The organism is Sulfurimonas aquatica (assembly GCF_017357825.1).
Taxonomy (GTDB): domain Bacteria; phylum Campylobacterota; class Campylobacteria; order Campylobacterales; family Sulfurimonadaceae; genus Sulfurimonas; species Sulfurimonas aquatica.
Genome location: NZ_CP046072.1, coordinates 1,299,940 through 1,316,032, shown reverse-complemented (window position 1 = coordinate 1,316,032; position 16,093 = coordinate 1,299,940). Strand labels below are relative to the sequence as shown.

Sequence of the window (16,093 nt, the reverse complement as noted above, 5' to 3'; positions counted from 1 at the left end):
TTATACAAAAATAAAAAAAGGTAACCAATGAAACTACTTTCCATTATAATGGCTGCAATTTTAGGCTTAACGTATGGGCAATATTACTTCGGCTTTATATTTAGTCAAAAAATATGCTTATTTGCAGGTATTACGCTTATTATGCCATCACTATTCAAGGTACAACTATCTGATATAAAGCTTGCCTATACCCATAGAGGTGTTATTTTAAAAAGCATAATCGTTAACTATACTATTATACCTGCCATTGCCTTGTCCATAGGTCTATTAACAGATAATTTTGGTATTGCTGCAGGAATTTTCCTACTCTCAGTTCTTAGCGGAGGTGGAATGGTAATGCACTGGATTAACAAGTCAGATGGAGATACTTCTGTGGGTTTTATCATACTCTTTATAAATCTAGTTTTTATTTCATTGTCTCTACTTATGCTTCATACATTTGGTATTTACACAGCTAGTTATTTTGATGAATCATATATCGATGGACCAAATATAAGTAATTTTGCTAGAGCGGTAATCATATTATTAATTATTATCCCATTTGTTGTAAGTAGAGTTGTTATATTTATAAAGCCTCTTAAAGAGTTTATACTAGACAAGCGTAGCTATATAAGTAATATCAGTATATTTTTGATCGTATTTTATCTGTTTGGTCTTCAAAGTTCTCAGGCTTTATTTGAACTTTATGACTTTGAACGTGAACTTATTTATATTTCTTTCATTGCTATTGTAGTTTTTTATATTGCTATTTTCTTGGTTGCGAAATTTGTTTACAAACTTGATTCAAAACAAGAAAAAGCTGCTTTTTGGCATACTATTACACGCTATATTACACTAGCGCTAGTTATCTCTACCTTTTCTACAGGTACGTTTGGCGTTTCAATGATACTTCCAATAATGTTTGCGTACATTATTCAGATACCTTTTGCAGTATATATAGATAAGTTTGTTGGGTTTAAAAAAGAGGAATTAAAATAAATCTACGTTATGTAGATTTATCCTAATTGAGAAGTTATTGCAGTTTCAACATCGCTAATATCAGCAGTGCCATCAACTGTAATGTAAGTCAAGCTAGATACCTTAGAAGCTTGTTCTTTATAATAACCTATAAGTGGTTGAGTAAGTTCATGGTAAACTTTAAGACGGTCTAAAACAACCTCTTCTTTATCATCTGGACGTTGTACCAACTCTTCGCCAGTCTCATCATCTTTACCCGCAACTTTTGGTGGGTTATACTCTAAATGATAAGTTCTACCACTAGCAAGGTGAGCACGACGACCTGACATACGCTTCACTATCACTTCATCAGCAACATCAATCTCTATTACTGCATCAATTTGTATACCTGCATTTGTAACAGCGTCAGCTTGAGGAAGAGTACGAGGGAAACCATCTAATAGGTAACCATTTTTACAATCGTCTTCAGCAATTCTATCTTTTACAAGACCTATGATAATCTCATCAGTTACAAGCTGACCTGCGTCCATAGCGGCTTTTGCCATTTTTCCCATTTCTGTCCCAGCTTTTATAGCCGCTCTTAGCATATCGCCTGTAGAGATTTGAGGAATGTTAAATTTTTTTGTTAAAAATTGAGCCTGAGTACCTTTTCCAGCACCAGGAGCTCCTAAAAGAATGATTCTCATATTTTGTCCTAAGTATTTTGTTGATGGAATTATATAGGAATTTACCTTGTATATTTATTTATGCACCCCACCCTAACTTCTCTTTAAGTACGTCAAAATAGTTAAACTCATTTTTATGAATAAGTCTTACCTTAGAGCTTGCAAGTTTTATATGTATGCTCTGCCCCTCATCAAGCTCATGTTTATCTTGTCCATCTATGATGACTAGAGCTTTTTCCATAGGCGTTTTCATCTCTATAGAAAACTCACCTGGTAGCACAACTGGCCTTTGCGTTAGAGAGTGTGGACAGATAGGAGTAAGTGCAAAAACATTAGTCAAAGGAAAAAGAACTGGTCCACCCGCTGAGAGGTTATAAGCCGTTGAGCCAGTTGGTGTTGAGACTATAACGCCATCGCCATGGTAAGTATTAAAAGCTTTTGAGTCCACAAGAGTCTCAACGTGAATCATGTTTGAAACAGAGTGTCGTGTTATAACTATGTCATTAAAGGCGTATCTCTTTATTTCATTAGCATTTTGAGTAAACCTAGCTTCAAGTATGGCTCTCTCATCAACTCTATAGTTACCTATACTTAATTTCTCAACAAAATCATCGAGTTCATCAAGTTGAACATCTGCTAAAAAACCTAAGTTACCAGCATAAACACCAAGGATTGGAATATCATATTTAAATGAACGCCTTACAGTAGAGATAAGTGTTCCATCTCCACCAAGGGTCACTAAAATATCAGAGTTTTGACATAAAATATCAAACTCCATTCCCATAATTCCTATCATTCCACCACTAATACTATCTATTAAAACTTCTATATTATACTTTTGAAATACCTTCTCAAGCCTGTAATAGCTCTCTTTAAGCTCGGGAGTAGAGGGTCTTAAAATAACACCGATTTTTCTAATATTTATTTCTTTCAAGTGGACTCTTTTAGTTTATCGTTTTGTCAATTATACTATATTTAGGTATAATCGCGAAAATTATTTAATATTAGGACTCTATATTTTGAGAACTCATTACTGTACAGATTTAAACGAAGAGAATGTAGGACAAGATGTTGTTCTAACAGGTTGGGCAAATAATCACCGTGATCATGGTGGAATTATATTCATAGATTTACGTGACAAGACTGGTCTTATCCAGCTTACTTGCGACCCAGAAGATAGTGCTGAAGCACATAAGATTGCGAATAGCGTACGCGATGAGTATGTTCTTATAGCTAAAGGCACTGTTCGCTTACGTGGTGAAGGTCTTACTAATCCGCGTTTAAAAACAGGTTCAATTGAGATAGTTGTTACTGAGTTAATTATAGAAAACAAATCAGCGGCACTTCCATTTGTAATAGGTGACAAAAAAGTTGGTGAAGAGACAACTCTTAAGTATCGCTACCTTGAACTTCGCGACCCTGACCTTTATGAAGTATTTCGTCTACGTTCTAAAGCTGCTATTGCTGCGAGAAATATTCTTGATGCAAATGGTTTCTTAGAAGTTGAAACGCCAATTCTTACAAAATCAACTCCAGAGGGAGCAAGAGATTATCTAGTTCCCTCTCGTGTTCATGATGGCGAGTTTTATGCACTTCCTCAATCACCACAACTTTTCAAACAACTTTTAATGGTTGGTGGATTTGATAGATACTTCCAAATAGCGAAATGTTTCCGTGATGAAGATTTACGTGCTGATCGTCAACCAGAATTTACTCAAATAGACGTCGAGATGAGTTTTTGTAACCAAGAAGACGTTATTGAAGTAGCGGAAGACTTACTTGTGGCAATGTTTAGCGCTTGTGGAGTTGAAGTTAAACCTCCATTTAACCGTATCACTTACAACAATGCTATGGAATGGTATGGTTCGGATAAACCAGACCTAAGATATGACCTTAAAATGGTAGACGTTATTGATATTTTTGAGAGATGTGATAATGAAATCTTTACAAATATAGCAAAGCAACCACATAAAAACCGTATTAAAGCTCTTAAAGTTCCTGGAGCAGATTTAATCTTTTCTAAACGCGAAATGAAAACTTTTGAAGACTATGTACGTAAGTTTGGTGCTCATGGTCTTGGATACTTCCAGATGAAAGAAGATGGACTAAAAGGTCCACTTATCAAGTTCTTTAGCGAAAAGGACATTGCACTTTTAGTTGATAGACTTGAAATGGAAGTCGGCGATGTTGTGTTCTTTGGTGCTGGAGACAAAAAAACTGTATGGGACTATATGGGTAGACTAAGAATATTTTTAGCTGAACATGAAAAAATGAATATCTTAGATAGAGATGCTTTTGAGTTTGTATGGGTAGTAGACTTCCCTATGTTTGAAGTTGAAGATGGTCGTGTTAAAGCACTTCACCATCCATTTACTATGCCAAAAGATACTGATAAAGACGATGTAGAAGAGATAGAGTCTATCGCTTATGATATTGTACTTAATGGTACTGAGCTTGGTGGAGGGTCCATCCGTATTCACAAAGAAGAAGTTCAAGAAGAGGTATTTAAACTTCTTGGTATAGAAGAAGAAGAAGCGCAAGAGAAGTTTGGCTTCTTACTAGATGCTCTTAAATTTGGTGCTCCTCCACATGGTGGGTTTGCTCTTGGTTTTGACAGACTTATGATGCTAATCAGTAAAAAAGCAAGTATCCGTGACGTTATTGCTTTCCCTAAAACACAAAAAGCGTCTTGTGTACTCACAAAAGCGCCTAGCCCAGTAGATAATACTCAACTTCGCGACCTTCATATCCGTCTTCGCGAGAAGAGTAAATAGTCTTGAAAAAACTTTTTTTAATTATTGGAGCTCCCGGCTCTGGTAAAACGACTGATGCTGAGATAATTGCGCAAGAAAATGAGAGTATATCTCACTACTCAACAGGCGATATGTTACGAGCGGAAGTGGCTTCAGGAAGCGATTTAGGAAAAGAGATAGACAACTACATCTCAAAAGGTCTTATCGTCCCCATTAAAATAGCAATTGAAACTATTACTAACGCCATTAAAAATGCTCCAACTGATATAGTTATACTTGATGGATATCCAAGAAGTATAGAGCAAATGGACTCCTTAGAAGATTTTTTAAAAACTGATAGAGATATAATACTTACTAGCGTGATTGAAGTTAAAGTGAGTGAAGAGACTGCTAGAGATAGAGTTTTAGGTCGTGCTCGTGGTGCTGATGATAACAATGATGTCTTTAATAATCGTATGAGAGTATACACTGAGCCCCTGCTCCAAATACAGGCTTTTTATTCTGCAAAAAATATCTTAAAAGTCATATCTGGTGAAGGTACTATAGAAGAGATAGTATTAGAGATGAAAAATTTTATAAACTCACATATTTAGGCTCAAAGGCATTTACTCTCCATTTGTTGAAGTTCACTAAAATTTTCTTATAAAGAACTAATTCAAAGGAAAAAAGTATGAATAAAAGTCTCAAGTCCATTTTACTAATATCTATGCTAGGAGCTAGTCTAAATGCTTCAAGTTGGACTATGAACCAAGATTTTAATGATGAGTTTAGTAAAGTAGATAAATATATAAACTCCATGATAAATGCACATTTCAAAAATAATCCTCGATTTAACGCACAACGCCCTAAACTCAACATGTACGATAAAGATGATAAATATATTTTAGAGTTTGATGTTGCTGGATTTGAAAAAAAAGAGATTAAACTTTCAATAGATCAAAACAATTTACTAACGCTCGAGGGTGAGAAAAACTCTACTCTAAAAGAGGAATCAGGTTCACTTATTCGAGAAGAGGTTTCATATGGAAAGTTTAAAAGAGTCCTACAACTTCCAGAAAATGCAGATCAAAACAGAGTTGACACAAAACATAAAAATGGAATCCTTAGCGTAGTGATTTATAAAAAAGAGCTAGAAAAGCCAAAATCAAAGACTATAGAGATTAAATAAAAATCTTATTAGTTTATCTCTGAAGAGGGTTTAATCCTCTTCAGAAAAACCAAAATCTTCTTCTGCTTCTTCTCCATTCTTTTGTGCTTCTTTAATATCATCAATAAGTTCTTTACACTCATCTTCGTCTATATCACCGCTTTGAATATCATCTAAAACATCTTGAAGGTCAGCTTTAAACTCTCTAAGTTCTTCAATCTCTTCTTTTGCGTCTTCAGTTGCTTCTTTATTATCAGCTATCTCTTCAAATATTGCGTCTAACGACTCATCTATATCAGGAATTACTGTTTTTGTGATTAACTCTTCTAGCTCTTGTGCATATGACATTATTATACCTTTATGGTTTTATTTTTGAAATGATACTATAATATTTAAAAAAAGTGGTTATATGAATTTTTATGCAGTAATAATAGGAACAGAGATTTTAAACGGTAGGCGAGAAGATAAACATTTTGAGTTCTTAAAAAAAGAACTCACAAAATTTGGCCACACATTGTATGCATCATTTGTTATAGAGGATAATGAAGAGCTTATAACAAATATATTTAATATGGTTAAAGATGATAAAGATGGCATTATGTTCTCATTTGGAGGTATTGGTTCAACACCAGACGATTTAACCCGAGAAATAGCTTCAAAAGTATTTACAGGGAACAATGTAATAACACATGAAAAGTTTCTTCAAGACATACTTGATAGATTTAAAGATGAAGCATATCCTTATAGAGTACATATGGCTGACTTACCACCAAGTGCTGATCTTCTGTTTAATCCAATAAACAATATGTCAGGCTTCTCTTTAAGTAGTCGTTATTTTTTTGTTCCAGGATTTCCATCCATGGCTCACCCCATGATCATAGATGTAATTAAAAAGTATTTTTCCGACTCTGTCAAAAAGTTTCGACATACGCTTCTAGCAAAGACAAGTGAAAATACGCTAATACCACTTATGCAAAAAGTTCCAAGCAGTCTTAGTCTATCTTCATTGCCAATTTTTATAGACTCTAAGCCTAATGTAGAGTTATCCTTAGAAGGAGAGAATGAGAGCGAAGTAAAAGCATATTTTAACACTTTTATAGAACTATTAGAAAATCAAAAGATTGTCTATAAATTAATTTAATATTTACATCTGTCGATCTATAAAATATCATAAATCAAGGAAAAAACTCATGTTAGTTTGGTTATTGGTACTTTTATTGCTTTTTAGTTTTATATATGTTGTTTTTAGAGTAAACCTTAATCATTCAAAGAGTGAGTTAGATATACACGAAAAGCATCATTACACTTTTAAAATATAAGAGAGTATTAAAAATGGCAATTTCAATGAATAATCATGTTTTTAAAGGACACCGAGCACTCCTAGGTAGTAAATATGTTACCTATGGTGAATTAGAACTTCCGACAAGGTACGAACTATTTGCAAAGTCGCAACATGGCTTTGACTGGGGAAATGGTGGAAAAGCTTCAGTTCAGCTTGCATTTTCGATTCTTTTTCAAGTTTCAAACCCAGAGTTGGCAGAGAAATATGCAGAAAAGTTCACTGCAGACATTGTTAAAAATCTCAATAGCAGAGATTGGATTTTATCTGCCTCTGAGGTACTAAAATGGATTGATACTAATTGTGAAAAACAAGTAATGCAAAAACTAGAGCCTCTAAAAAAAGCTGTTAAGAAACCAAAGAAACAAAAAAGTAATGTTGTAAAAGATGTATGTAAAGAATTAAATATTACTCAAAAAAACCTTGCTGAAATTCTTGAAGTTCCAGAGGGAACTGTTAGTAGTTGGGCTGTAAAAAATGAAATTCCTAGACTTGGTAAAAAAGCAATAGAATTTTATATACTCAATGTAAGAAATCAAAAAATTGTTGATAGTTACAGAAGTTTTAAAAATCTTCTTGAAGCATCATGAGAGGTTATTTTAATTGAAGCCAAAAGATGAAGTAACAAGAAGCCTTCTTATAGACAGACAAACATGGGACGACTCAATGAAATACTCAAGAGATAGATATAAAATGAGTCTAAGTAAGGTAATTGAGTCTCTTCTTCAAGAGTGGCTCGCAAAAGAAAAGCGCAAGCCTTTAGACAACTCAAACCAAGGTAAATTTTTCGACTAACTTTATAGTTTTTTAATAACCTTATTAAAAGTTAGAACTAATAGCATATATCAATTTTCATTAGTTGTTTTTCAGTATAATTCCATTAATAAAATTAAATTAAGCGAGAATTCAATGAATATAATCGAAACAACTGATGCTTTTAAAGCACTTATAGACGAAATAAAAACTTCAACACCTAATTACAAAGACCCTCTTGCCTTTGGTATATGTAGAGTAGACTTAGGTCAATTAAATGTAGATAAATCACTCCAAGCAACATATCCAATAATTAACTGGGATGAGAACTTTGGTAGTGCCGCTATTTTTATTAAAGCACTTGCAGAACAAGGTATTAATGTTGATTTTTCTAAAAATGAAGTTGTATGCGATATAAATCTAGAATTTTTAAGAAACTGTCTTAACGCCTTTACTCCTTACTCAGATGAAGCTCATGGCGACGCACACAAAAATATTCAAGTTGTATCCTCTTTATACTCACAAATTATCAATAATGGTTCTTTTGATGGAGAGTTTAAAGTAACTTTTCTATTTGAGGATGGAGCATGTGAAAGCGTTGAGGCAACTTATCTTAAACTTTACGCTCTTTCAACTGCTAAAGTTCACTTAAGAGAGCTTAATTTGAATGGTGCATTTGGATCTCTTCCAAATGTTGCTTGGTCAAATGGTCAGCCAATAGAATTAGACTATCTTAGAGAGTTTGAAATCGAATTAAAACTATCTGGCGAATATCCTCATATTGATTTTGTTGATAAATTTCCAAGATTTTTACAGCATATAATCCCAGCTGACAATACAAGAATATTAGATACGTCAAAAGTTCGTTTTGGTGCACAACTAGCTGCTGGGACAACTGTAATGCCTGGCGCTTCTTATATCAACTTTAATGCAGGAACAACTGGTCCAGTTATGGTTGAGGGACGTATCTCGTCATCTGCTATAGTTGGTGCAGGTAGTGATGTTGGTGGGGGAGCTTCTATTCTTGGTGTTCTTAGTGGCACAGATGGAAATCCTATCTCTATAGGTAAAAACACTCTACTTGGAGCTAACTCAACATGTGGTATACCACTAGGTGATGCATGTATTATTGATGCTGGCCTTGCTATCTTAGAGGGTACTAAAGTTGGTATATATCCAGAAGAACTTAAAAAAATTATGGAAGTTAACACAAATGCAAAAATGCAGGGTGAAATATTCAAAGCTGGACAGTTGGCAAACTTTAGTGGGATACACTTTAGACAAAACTCAATGACTGGAGAGATTACTGCTTCTCGTTCAACTAGGGAAATAAAGCTAAACGCGGACTTACACTAAACTACTTCTCATTAGAACTTAGAGTTATTTCTAAGTTCTAATCTCTTTTTTATTCTTTGAAGAATATAATAAAGTAATAAGAAGGAGAAACTTCATGAATATATCTAACAATATAGCTTCCCTACAGGCTAATCAATCTTTTTTAAATACAAATCTTAACAGCACTGCTAATATGAATAGTAGTATTTCCAAGCAAGATAGTGCACAAGCTTCAGGTAACTCAATGAATTTGAGTAAAAATATAACAAATCAAATAGTTTCACAAAACAGTTCGGAAGTTAATGTTTCAGCGATTAAAACACAAGATCAGATGATGGGAACTCTTTTAGATATTAAAGCTTAGAAAGACTTTTTAGCTTCTCTATTATAAGTGCGTCAGGATCATGTTTAGCATGTTTTTTACCTAAAAAGAGCGTACTAAAGAGTGTTCTACCAATTATAAATCGTCCCTCTTCAAGTTTTTCTTTTGTTTTTATGCCCCATGTATTATGAAATACAATAATTTCACCATCGACTTCACCTACATAAAGCACTATATGCCCTTGTTTATAAAGTAGCGTCCTAAATGGCTTGGCATGCTTTTTAATAATATTTATTTTTTCTTCATTATTCATTGCATCTAAAGAGATTATCTCTCCAAATTCAGCCTGCTTTGAAGAGTTTCTAGGTAACCAAATACCAAAGGGAGCAAAAAAATCTCTTATAGTCGAAGAGCAATCTCTTTGTGAATACATCCCACCCCATCCATAGTTAGATTTTAATAGTTGGCTAATTATATTATTGATATTTTGAGAATTAAAATCTAAGATATCTTCATGTGCCACTGATTTAGGTAGATTTACTTCTCTATAGAGTGCTTCACTCCCTTTATAGTTGGATATAGCTAGTACACTGTAACTATTTTCATCTTCACTAATCAAAGGAAGCATCATGCCAATTTTAGAGTTAAAAAGAAAATTGTCTCTTTTATCCCTAATGGCATACCCATCTTTTGTTATAAACACTTGTTTTGCTTTTTGCCACCTATCTGTATATTTTTTTGATAAAAGAGCTATATCTCGTGTTTCAACCCATCCAAATGTAAAACTACACTCTACAAAAGCCCACTCTTTATCTTTAGAATAGTGAGAAATAAAGAGTGGTTTATTTGCAGAGATAGTACTATTTTGTAGGTAGTCAAAAGGAAAGCCCTCCCCTGCTATATCAGGATCTAAAAAAAGTGGCCGATTTGTTGGAAATGTTCTTATGTTTAGTTCTTTTAAACTCACAGCTCTTTTATTATATGTTGCATACTCACTAAAGTTTGAGTTATCTTCTATAATATCAAAAAAATCTTGCTTTATTGTTTGAAGATTTTCTCCATAACTATTCAAAGGAGTATATATAGTATATGCCCATCTCGCATCTTCTAGGGATGTTGATATCTTTTTGATATTCCAAACTCTAAAATAGTTGTTTTCAAATTGCTCTAATGTTGATATATTTTTATCATCAATTAGACTTGTATATCGAGATACATTTTGAGATACTTCAATAATATCTAAAGAATCAGCAATTGTTGGCTTTGCATCATCTTTTAATGAGCAACCAACAAGAGTAAATAAAGTAGTAAAAATCAAAAATAGTTTTCTCAATAGTTCTCCTAATTAGTCCACATCACCGAATCTACTTACAACTCTACCAATCACTTCTATCTCATTTGGAGAAAGAGTTTGAGTTGAATAAACAGAGTTATCAGAGATAACGTCAACATTGCCATCAAGTCTAGTCTGTACTCTCTTGATAAAAAGCCCTGCTTCTGTTCTTATTGTAAATATTCCACCACGATTTAAATCTCTCTTGTTTCTGTTTATAAATACAATATCATTATAACTAAAAGTAGGCTCCATAGAATCACCAGAGACATTAATAGCTTCAATATTTGAGAGTTCTCTCTCTCCACCAAGCATAAATACAAATTGTTCAGGAATTTCAAGTTCCTGGATCTCTTCACATTCAGCGTCGCCACCACCACCTGCGCTTGCGTTTACATCACTAAAATACTTAACCATGTAAAATTTATTTGTTGCTTCAATCAAACTTTCTGGAGACTGTCCATAAAGTAACCAGTTGATAGAGATTGTTTTTTTTGCACAAAAATCTAAAAGTTCGTTAAAGGGTATCTTGTTGCGTTTTTTCATTGTTGCAAAATTCATTTGAGTAATACCTAATACTTCAGCCACATCTTTATCAAAAACTTTCTTTGGTTTATAGTCATTAGAGATTATGCTTTTTATCTCTTCAACAATATTTACAAAACTATTCATTCTATCTCCCTTTTTTCTAAAATATGCCAAATTGTACAGTTATTTTTAGTAAAAGTCAAAATATTAATGACATTATGACATATAAATTATATTTAGTCATAAAACTGCATATAATATCCATACAAAAAGCAATAAAAGGAATAAAAATGTCACTAATTATAAAAAATGCTGAAAGTTTATTTGAAAAGTTTGAATCTCGCCTAGAGACATGGGCTGAAAAAATTTTTTAATTTTTACACTTATCTTTTTCTCTGTCTTGTTCTCTTTTAAAAGCTTTGTCTTTATGATAGCCGCCAAAGATAAAGAGCATAAAGAGTACAAAAAGAGCTAATACGATAATATCAATCAATTTTTTAGTTCTTATGCTTTGTTAAATGAAGAGTATGTTTGCCTAATAGCATCATAAAGAATTATACCAGTACTTATAGCCAAGTTAAGACTACGACCATTAGCTGTCATAGGTATAGTAATATTTTGTGATTTATACTTATTAAGTACATCTTCAGGTATTCCTGCTGTTTCACTTCCAAAAAAGATAAAATCACTATCCTTAAATTTAGATTCAAAATATGGTCTATCAGTTTTTGTAGTTGCAAAATGGGCGTTATCAGTAATATCATTTTTTTCAAAAAACTCATCAATATTTTCCCATACATGTAAATCAAGTTTATCCCAATAATCTAAACCTGCACGACGTACAGCTTTTTCATCAATATCAAAACCAATTGGTTTTATAAGATGTAGTGACGCTCCCGCATTTACGCATAGTCTACCTATGGCACCTGTATTATTTGGTATTTGTGGATGTACGAGTACTAAATTAAACGCCATTTGTAAACCTCTTAAAAATTAATTTCATTAAAATATGACTGTTTTATTTTCATATACAAAAATTCTATCTTCAAGTGCTAGCTTTAATGCACGAGAGAGTACAACTTTTTCAACATCTTTTCCAGATTTTTGCATGTCCTTCCAGCTATATGCATGATCAACATGAATAACCTCTTGAGCGATAATTGGCCCTTCATCAAGATTATTATTTACGAAGTGTGCAGTTGCACCAATTATTTTAACACCTCTCTCGTAGGCTTGCTTATAAGGGTTTGCACCAATAAATGCAGGTAAAAATGAGTGATGAATATTAATAATTTTATCTTCATAAGTCTCTACAAACTGCGGTGTTAAAATACGCATATATTTAGCTAATACTATATAGTCAAAATCGCCATAGCTATTAATAGAATCAATAATTTTTTGCTCATGAGTTTCGCGATCAACTCCTTCATGAGATACAGTTACATAGGGAATATCAAACTTATTTACAAGTGATTCTAGTTTATCATAGTTTGATATAACTGCCAATATATTCGCTTCAAGCTCGCCAGCTTCATGTCTAATGAGAATATCACCAAGGGCGTGTAACTCTTTTGTTGCCATAATAATTATATTTTTCTTTTTAGGTTCTATAACTTTTACAGTGGTATCAAGAGGCAAGACTTCTTTAATGGCACTGCTCAACGCCCTCTTATCTACATCACCATCAACAAGGCTTCTCATAAAGAATTTGTTGCTCTCTTTATCTACAAACTCACTATTAGACAAAATATTGAGATTAAGATTATAAAAAACAGTAGAAACTTTATGAACTAGGCCTTTTTCATCATTAGCGTCTATTAAAACTCTAAATTGACTCATGAAATACTCCCTTTTTCTAACTTGTCTACCCTTAAGTCTATAGTTGCAAGTGTATATTCAAGAAAATTAAGTGTCATATCCAGTTTAGCTTCAATGTTTGTATTGTTTGGTGCTTGAAAACCTTCAAAAAGGACAAGAAGTCTCTCTCGTATAGAGTTAAGGTACATAAGTTCACTATCAACATCATGTTTTTTAAATTCTAAAGACTCTTCTTCATGAATAACCTCTTCAGTCTCAATTTGAGAAGTTCTTTGTTCATGCTTAACTTTAGTTGGAGTTTCTTCTATGCTTGAGCTGTCATTTTCCATCTCAGCTAATGTTGAGAGTATTACATCTTTTAGTTCCATGCTTTTAATAACCACCTTTCAAACTCGTTAAACTCTACATCGGTATCCATTTTCAAAAAGAAATCCTTCATCTGAGAATTTACTTTTAAAAATTTTTTACGCATTCCAGACAATCTTCTAATAGCAATTTTAGCATCACTATTATGAGGATCTTTTTTTAAAATCTCTTTATATATTTCCAGAGCCTCTTCTTTAAGCCCCTGAAGTTCATATATATTTGCGAGTGTTAAAGTCTGCATGCTCTGTATTGGCCCTATCTTTGAATATAATTTGCGATAATCGAACCTATTTCACTAGTTGAACATACTTCTTTAGCATCAAATTGAGCTAAATCACCTGTTCTGTAACCCTCACTAAGTACTTTTTTAATTGCATAATCAATCTTATCAGCAGCTTCGATCTCTCCAAGTGCATATCTTAGCATCATAGATGCAGATGCAATAGTAGCAATAGGGTTAGCAATACCTTGACCTGCAATATCTGGAGCACTACCATGAATAGGCTCATAAACACCGATTTTTTCACCAACTGACGCAGATGGTAAAAGTCCGATAGAACCACATAACATAGATGCTTCATCACTTAGGATATCACCAAAAATATTTCCAGTAAGCATTACGTCAAATTGTTTAGGGTTTAAAACAAGTTGCATTGCCGCATTATCAACATACATATGCGTTAACTCAACATCTGGATACTCTGCAGAAACTTCAGTTACTACGTCTCTCCAAAGTTGAGATACGTCTAATACGTTTGCCTTATCAATCGAGCATACTCTTTTTTCTCTTTTTTGAGCAATTCTAAACGCCTGGTGAGCAATGCGAACTATCTCTTCGCGAGTGTAAACCATAGTGTTCCAGCCCTTATCTGCAGTACGCCCTTTTGGTTCACCAAAATAAATACCGCCAATCAATTCGCGAACAACCATGATATCTACGCCTTTAATAATCTCTGGTTTAAGAGAGGATGCATTAATTAATTCATCATATACAACAGCTGGACGAAGGTTAGCATAAACGCCAAGTTCTTTTCTAAATCTTAAAAGGCCACTTTCCGGACGTTTCTCACGAGGAAGCGCGTCCCATTTTTCTCCACCAATAGCTCCAAAAAGCACTGCATCGGAGTTAAGTGATTTAGTGATAGTCTCTTGAGGAAGTGGGTCACCAGTTATATCGTAAGCAATTCCACCCATAAGAGCTTCATCGTATGTTAAATTAAACCCACAGCAAGATGAAACTGCATCTAAAACTTTTACCGCTTCATCAATTATTTCTGGGCCAATTCCATCACCTTTAATAAGTGTTATTTTATAGTTTTTCATTATTTACCTTTTACTTCATTAGCTGCGAAGTTCATTAAACCACCCGCATCAATTAACTCTTGCATAAATGCAGGAATTGGAACAAAGTTATATGTTTTACTCGTTGTTTTGTTTGTAATTGTTCCAGCGTCCATATCAACACTTACTTCATCACCTTCATTTATTTCAGTGCTCTCTTCAAGTTCAAATATAGGAAGACCCATATTAAATGAGTTTCTGTAAAATATTCTAGCAAACGTAGGCGCTATAATTGCGGCAATACCAGCAGCTTTAAGTGCTATTGGTGCATGTTCGCGAGAACTTCCACAACCAAAATTATCACCTGCAACTATAATATCTCCAACACTCATTTTACCTACAAATTCAGGGTCGGCATCTTCCATAACATGCTTAGCAAGCTCTGATGGAACCGAAGTATTTAAATAGCGCGCCGCTATTATTAAATCTGTATCAACATCTTTACCAAATTTCCATACTTTACCATTTATATTTGCGTTTTCCATTATAAATCCTATATATTAAGGTGCTAAAATAAGCTACCTTGTTTAAATAATTTCGTGATTATATCTAAAATGTAATTGGAGTTATATTAAAGCAGAATATTAGCCCTAAAGAGGACTTAATATTAAAAAGTATCAAGCTGTTTTTAGGGACTTACTATCTTTTAAGATTATTAGTAGTTTGTAGCATTTCATCACTTGTTGTGATAACTTTTGAGTTAGAGTCATATGCGCGTTGACCTGTAATAAGGTCTGTTAATTCTACGACAAGTTCAACATTACTCAGCTCAACAAAACCTTGTCTGAGAACTCCTAAACCATCTACTCCAGGAGTGCCTTCTACTGGCTGGCCAGAACTATCTGTTTCTATATAAAGGTTATCACCCATAGAGTGAAGACCTGCCGGATTTATAAAGTTTGTTGTAGTTATTTGACCTATTTGCGTTGCTTGCGTTTGACCAGGCTGCACTACCGTCACCGTTCCATCTGTACCAATGTTAAGGTTTGTAGCGTCAGGCGGAATTACAACTTCTGGAACAAGTTTGTAGCCATCACTATTAACAATTGAACCATTTTCATCTACTTTAAAAGCACCATTTCTTGAGTACACTTCTGTACCATCTGGAAGTTCTAGTTTAAAAAAACCTCTTCCTGTTACAGCAATATCAAGCTGATTATCAGTCTGCTTTAAAGAGCCTTCTGAAAATACTTTATTTATAGCAGTGGCTCTAACACCTAGTCCTACTTCAATACCTGTAGGACTTTTTGTAACATCACTAGTTGATGTTCCTGCATACTCCATTACTTGATACATAAGATCAGCAAACTCTGCACGTGACTTTTTAAAACCTATAGTATTAACATTTGCAATATTATTTGCCGTAGTGTCAATTTGCGTCTGCATACCCAACATTCCCGTTGAAGCAGTATATAGTGATTGCATCATAATTTAAA

At 33.7% G+C, this 16,093-nt stretch carries 21 protein-coding genes; 9 read left to right on the top strand and 12 right to left on the bottom strand.

The annotated features are described in order from the left end of the window. The first annotated feature begins 27 nt into the window (after positions 1-27). Positions 28-978 (top strand): hypothetical protein, encoded by a 951-nt coding sequence (locus GJV85_RS06375; protein ID WP_207563028.1) that lies wholly within the window; start codon positions 28-30, stop codon positions 976-978. Between the two features lie 17 nt (positions 979-995). On the opposite strand, the gene adk is transcribed toward GJV85_RS06375, so the two are convergent. Then, positions 996-1,643 carry an adenylate kinase gene (adk, locus tag GJV85_RS06370; protein ID WP_207563027.1) on the bottom strand — a complete coding sequence of 216 codons (648 nt, stop codon included), beginning with the start codon at positions 1,641-1,643 and terminating at the stop codon, positions 996-998. A 58-nt stretch (positions 1,644-1,701) separates the two neighbouring features. After that, on the bottom strand, positions 1,702-2,556 hold the full coding sequence (locus GJV85_RS06365) for an NAD(+)/NADH kinase (protein ID WP_207563026.1): 855 nt from the start codon (positions 2,554-2,556) through the stop codon (positions 1,702-1,704). Between the two features lie 85 nt (positions 2,557-2,641). Here GJV85_RS06365 and aspS point away from each other — a divergent pair, with 85 nt between their 5' ends. From aspS to GJV85_RS06350, 3 genes are all read left to right on the top strand, one after another. Then, on the top strand, positions 2,642-4,396 hold the full coding sequence (gene aspS, locus GJV85_RS06360; RefSeq protein WP_207563025.1) for an aspartate--tRNA ligase: 1,755 nt from the start codon (positions 2,642-2,644) through the stop codon (positions 4,394-4,396). A 2-nt stretch (positions 4,397-4,398) separates the two neighbouring features. Then, on the top strand, positions 4,399-4,968 hold the full coding sequence (locus tag GJV85_RS06355) for an adenylate kinase (RefSeq protein ID WP_207563024.1): 570 nt from the start codon (positions 4,399-4,401) through the stop codon (positions 4,966-4,968). Positions 4,969-5,045: 77 nt separating this feature from the next. Next, the gene (locus GJV85_RS06350) at positions 5,046-5,543 is read left to right on the top strand and encodes an Hsp20/alpha crystallin family protein (RefSeq protein ID WP_207563023.1); all 498 of its coding nucleotides are present in this window, start codon (positions 5,046-5,048) and stop codon (positions 5,541-5,543) included. A gap of 30 nt (positions 5,544-5,573) precedes the next feature. Here GJV85_RS06350 and GJV85_RS06345 read toward each other — a convergent pair whose 3' ends face one another. Further along, a complete protein-coding gene (locus GJV85_RS06345) occupies positions 5,574-5,870 on the bottom strand; it encodes a hypothetical protein (protein ID WP_207563022.1) in 297 nt (98 codons plus the stop codon). 61 nt (positions 5,871-5,931) lie between these two features. On the opposite strand from GJV85_RS06345, the gene GJV85_RS06340 reads away from it, so the two are divergent. From GJV85_RS06340 to GJV85_RS06320, 5 genes are all read left to right on the top strand, one after another. Next, positions 5,932-6,663 carry a competence/damage-inducible protein A gene (locus tag GJV85_RS06340; protein WP_207563021.1) on the top strand — a complete coding sequence of 244 codons (732 nt, stop codon included), beginning with the start codon at positions 5,932-5,934 and terminating at the stop codon, positions 6,661-6,663. Positions 6,664-6,866: 203 nt separating this feature from the next. After that, a complete protein-coding gene (locus tag GJV85_RS06335; protein WP_242689853.1) occupies positions 6,867-7,451 on the top strand; it encodes a DUF6166 domain-containing protein in 585 nt (194 codons plus the stop codon). A 13-nt stretch (positions 7,452-7,464) separates the two neighbouring features. Then, a complete protein-coding gene (locus GJV85_RS06330) occupies positions 7,465-7,656 on the top strand; it encodes a hypothetical protein (RefSeq protein WP_207563019.1) in 192 nt (63 codons plus the stop codon). A 114-nt stretch (positions 7,657-7,770) separates the two neighbouring features. Beyond that, positions 7,771-8,970, top strand: coding sequence for a tetrahydrodipicolinate N-succinyltransferase N-terminal domain-containing protein (locus GJV85_RS06325; protein WP_207563018.1), 1,200 nt, complete (start codon positions 7,771-7,773; stop codon positions 8,968-8,970). 94 nt (positions 8,971-9,064) lie between these two features. After that, entirely contained in the window at positions 9,065-9,313 is a 249-nt protein-coding gene (locus tag GJV85_RS06320; RefSeq protein ID WP_207563017.1) for a hypothetical protein, read from the top strand. On the opposite strand, the gene GJV85_RS06315 is transcribed toward GJV85_RS06320, so the two are convergent. The 9 genes from GJV85_RS06315 to flgG form a co-directional block, all read right to left on the bottom strand. Next, positions 9,303-10,604 (bottom strand): SH3 domain-containing C40 family peptidase, encoded by a 1,302-nt coding sequence (locus GJV85_RS06315; protein WP_207563016.1) that lies wholly within the window; start codon positions 10,602-10,604, stop codon positions 9,303-9,305. The two genes, GJV85_RS06320 and GJV85_RS06315, sit on opposite strands and share 11 nt — an antisense overlap. Positions 10,605-10,616: 12 nt before the next feature. Continuing rightward, positions 10,617-11,276 (bottom strand): LexA family transcriptional regulator, encoded by a 660-nt coding sequence (locus tag GJV85_RS06310; RefSeq protein WP_207563015.1) that lies wholly within the window; start codon positions 11,274-11,276, stop codon positions 10,617-10,619. A 360-nt stretch (positions 11,277-11,636) separates the two neighbouring features. After that, on the bottom strand, positions 11,637-12,107 hold the full coding sequence (locus GJV85_RS06305) for a tRNA (cytidine(34)-2'-O)-methyltransferase (RefSeq protein WP_207563014.1): 471 nt from the start codon (positions 12,105-12,107) through the stop codon (positions 11,637-11,639). A 27-nt stretch (positions 12,108-12,134) separates the two neighbouring features. Next, positions 12,135-12,971 (bottom strand): formyltetrahydrofolate deformylase, encoded by an 837-nt coding sequence (gene purU / locus GJV85_RS06300; protein WP_207563013.1) that lies wholly within the window; start codon positions 12,969-12,971, stop codon positions 12,135-12,137. Next, positions 12,968-13,318 carry a CiaD-like domain-containing protein gene (locus tag GJV85_RS06295; protein WP_207563012.1) on the bottom strand — a complete coding sequence of 117 codons (351 nt, stop codon included), beginning with the start codon at positions 13,316-13,318 and terminating at the stop codon, positions 12,968-12,970. The genes purU and GJV85_RS06295 overlap by 4 nt, the downstream gene beginning before the upstream one ends. Then, entirely contained in the window at positions 13,309-13,557 is a 249-nt protein-coding gene (locus tag GJV85_RS06290) for a tetratricopeptide repeat protein (protein ID WP_207563011.1), read from the bottom strand. Before GJV85_RS06290 ends, GJV85_RS06295 begins: the two co-directional genes overlap by 10 nt. Before the next feature lie 14 nt (positions 13,558-13,571). After that, positions 13,572-14,639, bottom strand: a complete 1,068-nt coding sequence (gene leuB / locus GJV85_RS06285; protein ID WP_207563010.1) for a 3-isopropylmalate dehydrogenase — start codon at positions 14,637-14,639, stop codon at positions 13,572-13,574. Next, complete coding sequence (locus GJV85_RS06280; protein ID WP_207563009.1) at positions 14,639-15,142, bottom strand: 3-isopropylmalate dehydratase small subunit; 504 nt, start codon at positions 15,140-15,142, stop codon at positions 14,639-14,641. Before GJV85_RS06280 ends, leuB begins: the two co-directional genes overlap by 1 nt. Before the next feature lie 154 nt (positions 15,143-15,296). After that, the gene (flgG, locus tag GJV85_RS06275) at positions 15,297-16,085 is read right to left on the bottom strand and encodes a flagellar basal-body rod protein FlgG (RefSeq protein WP_207563008.1); all 789 of its coding nucleotides are present in this window, start codon (positions 16,083-16,085) and stop codon (positions 15,297-15,299) included. Positions 16,086-16,093 lie beyond the last annotated feature (8 nt).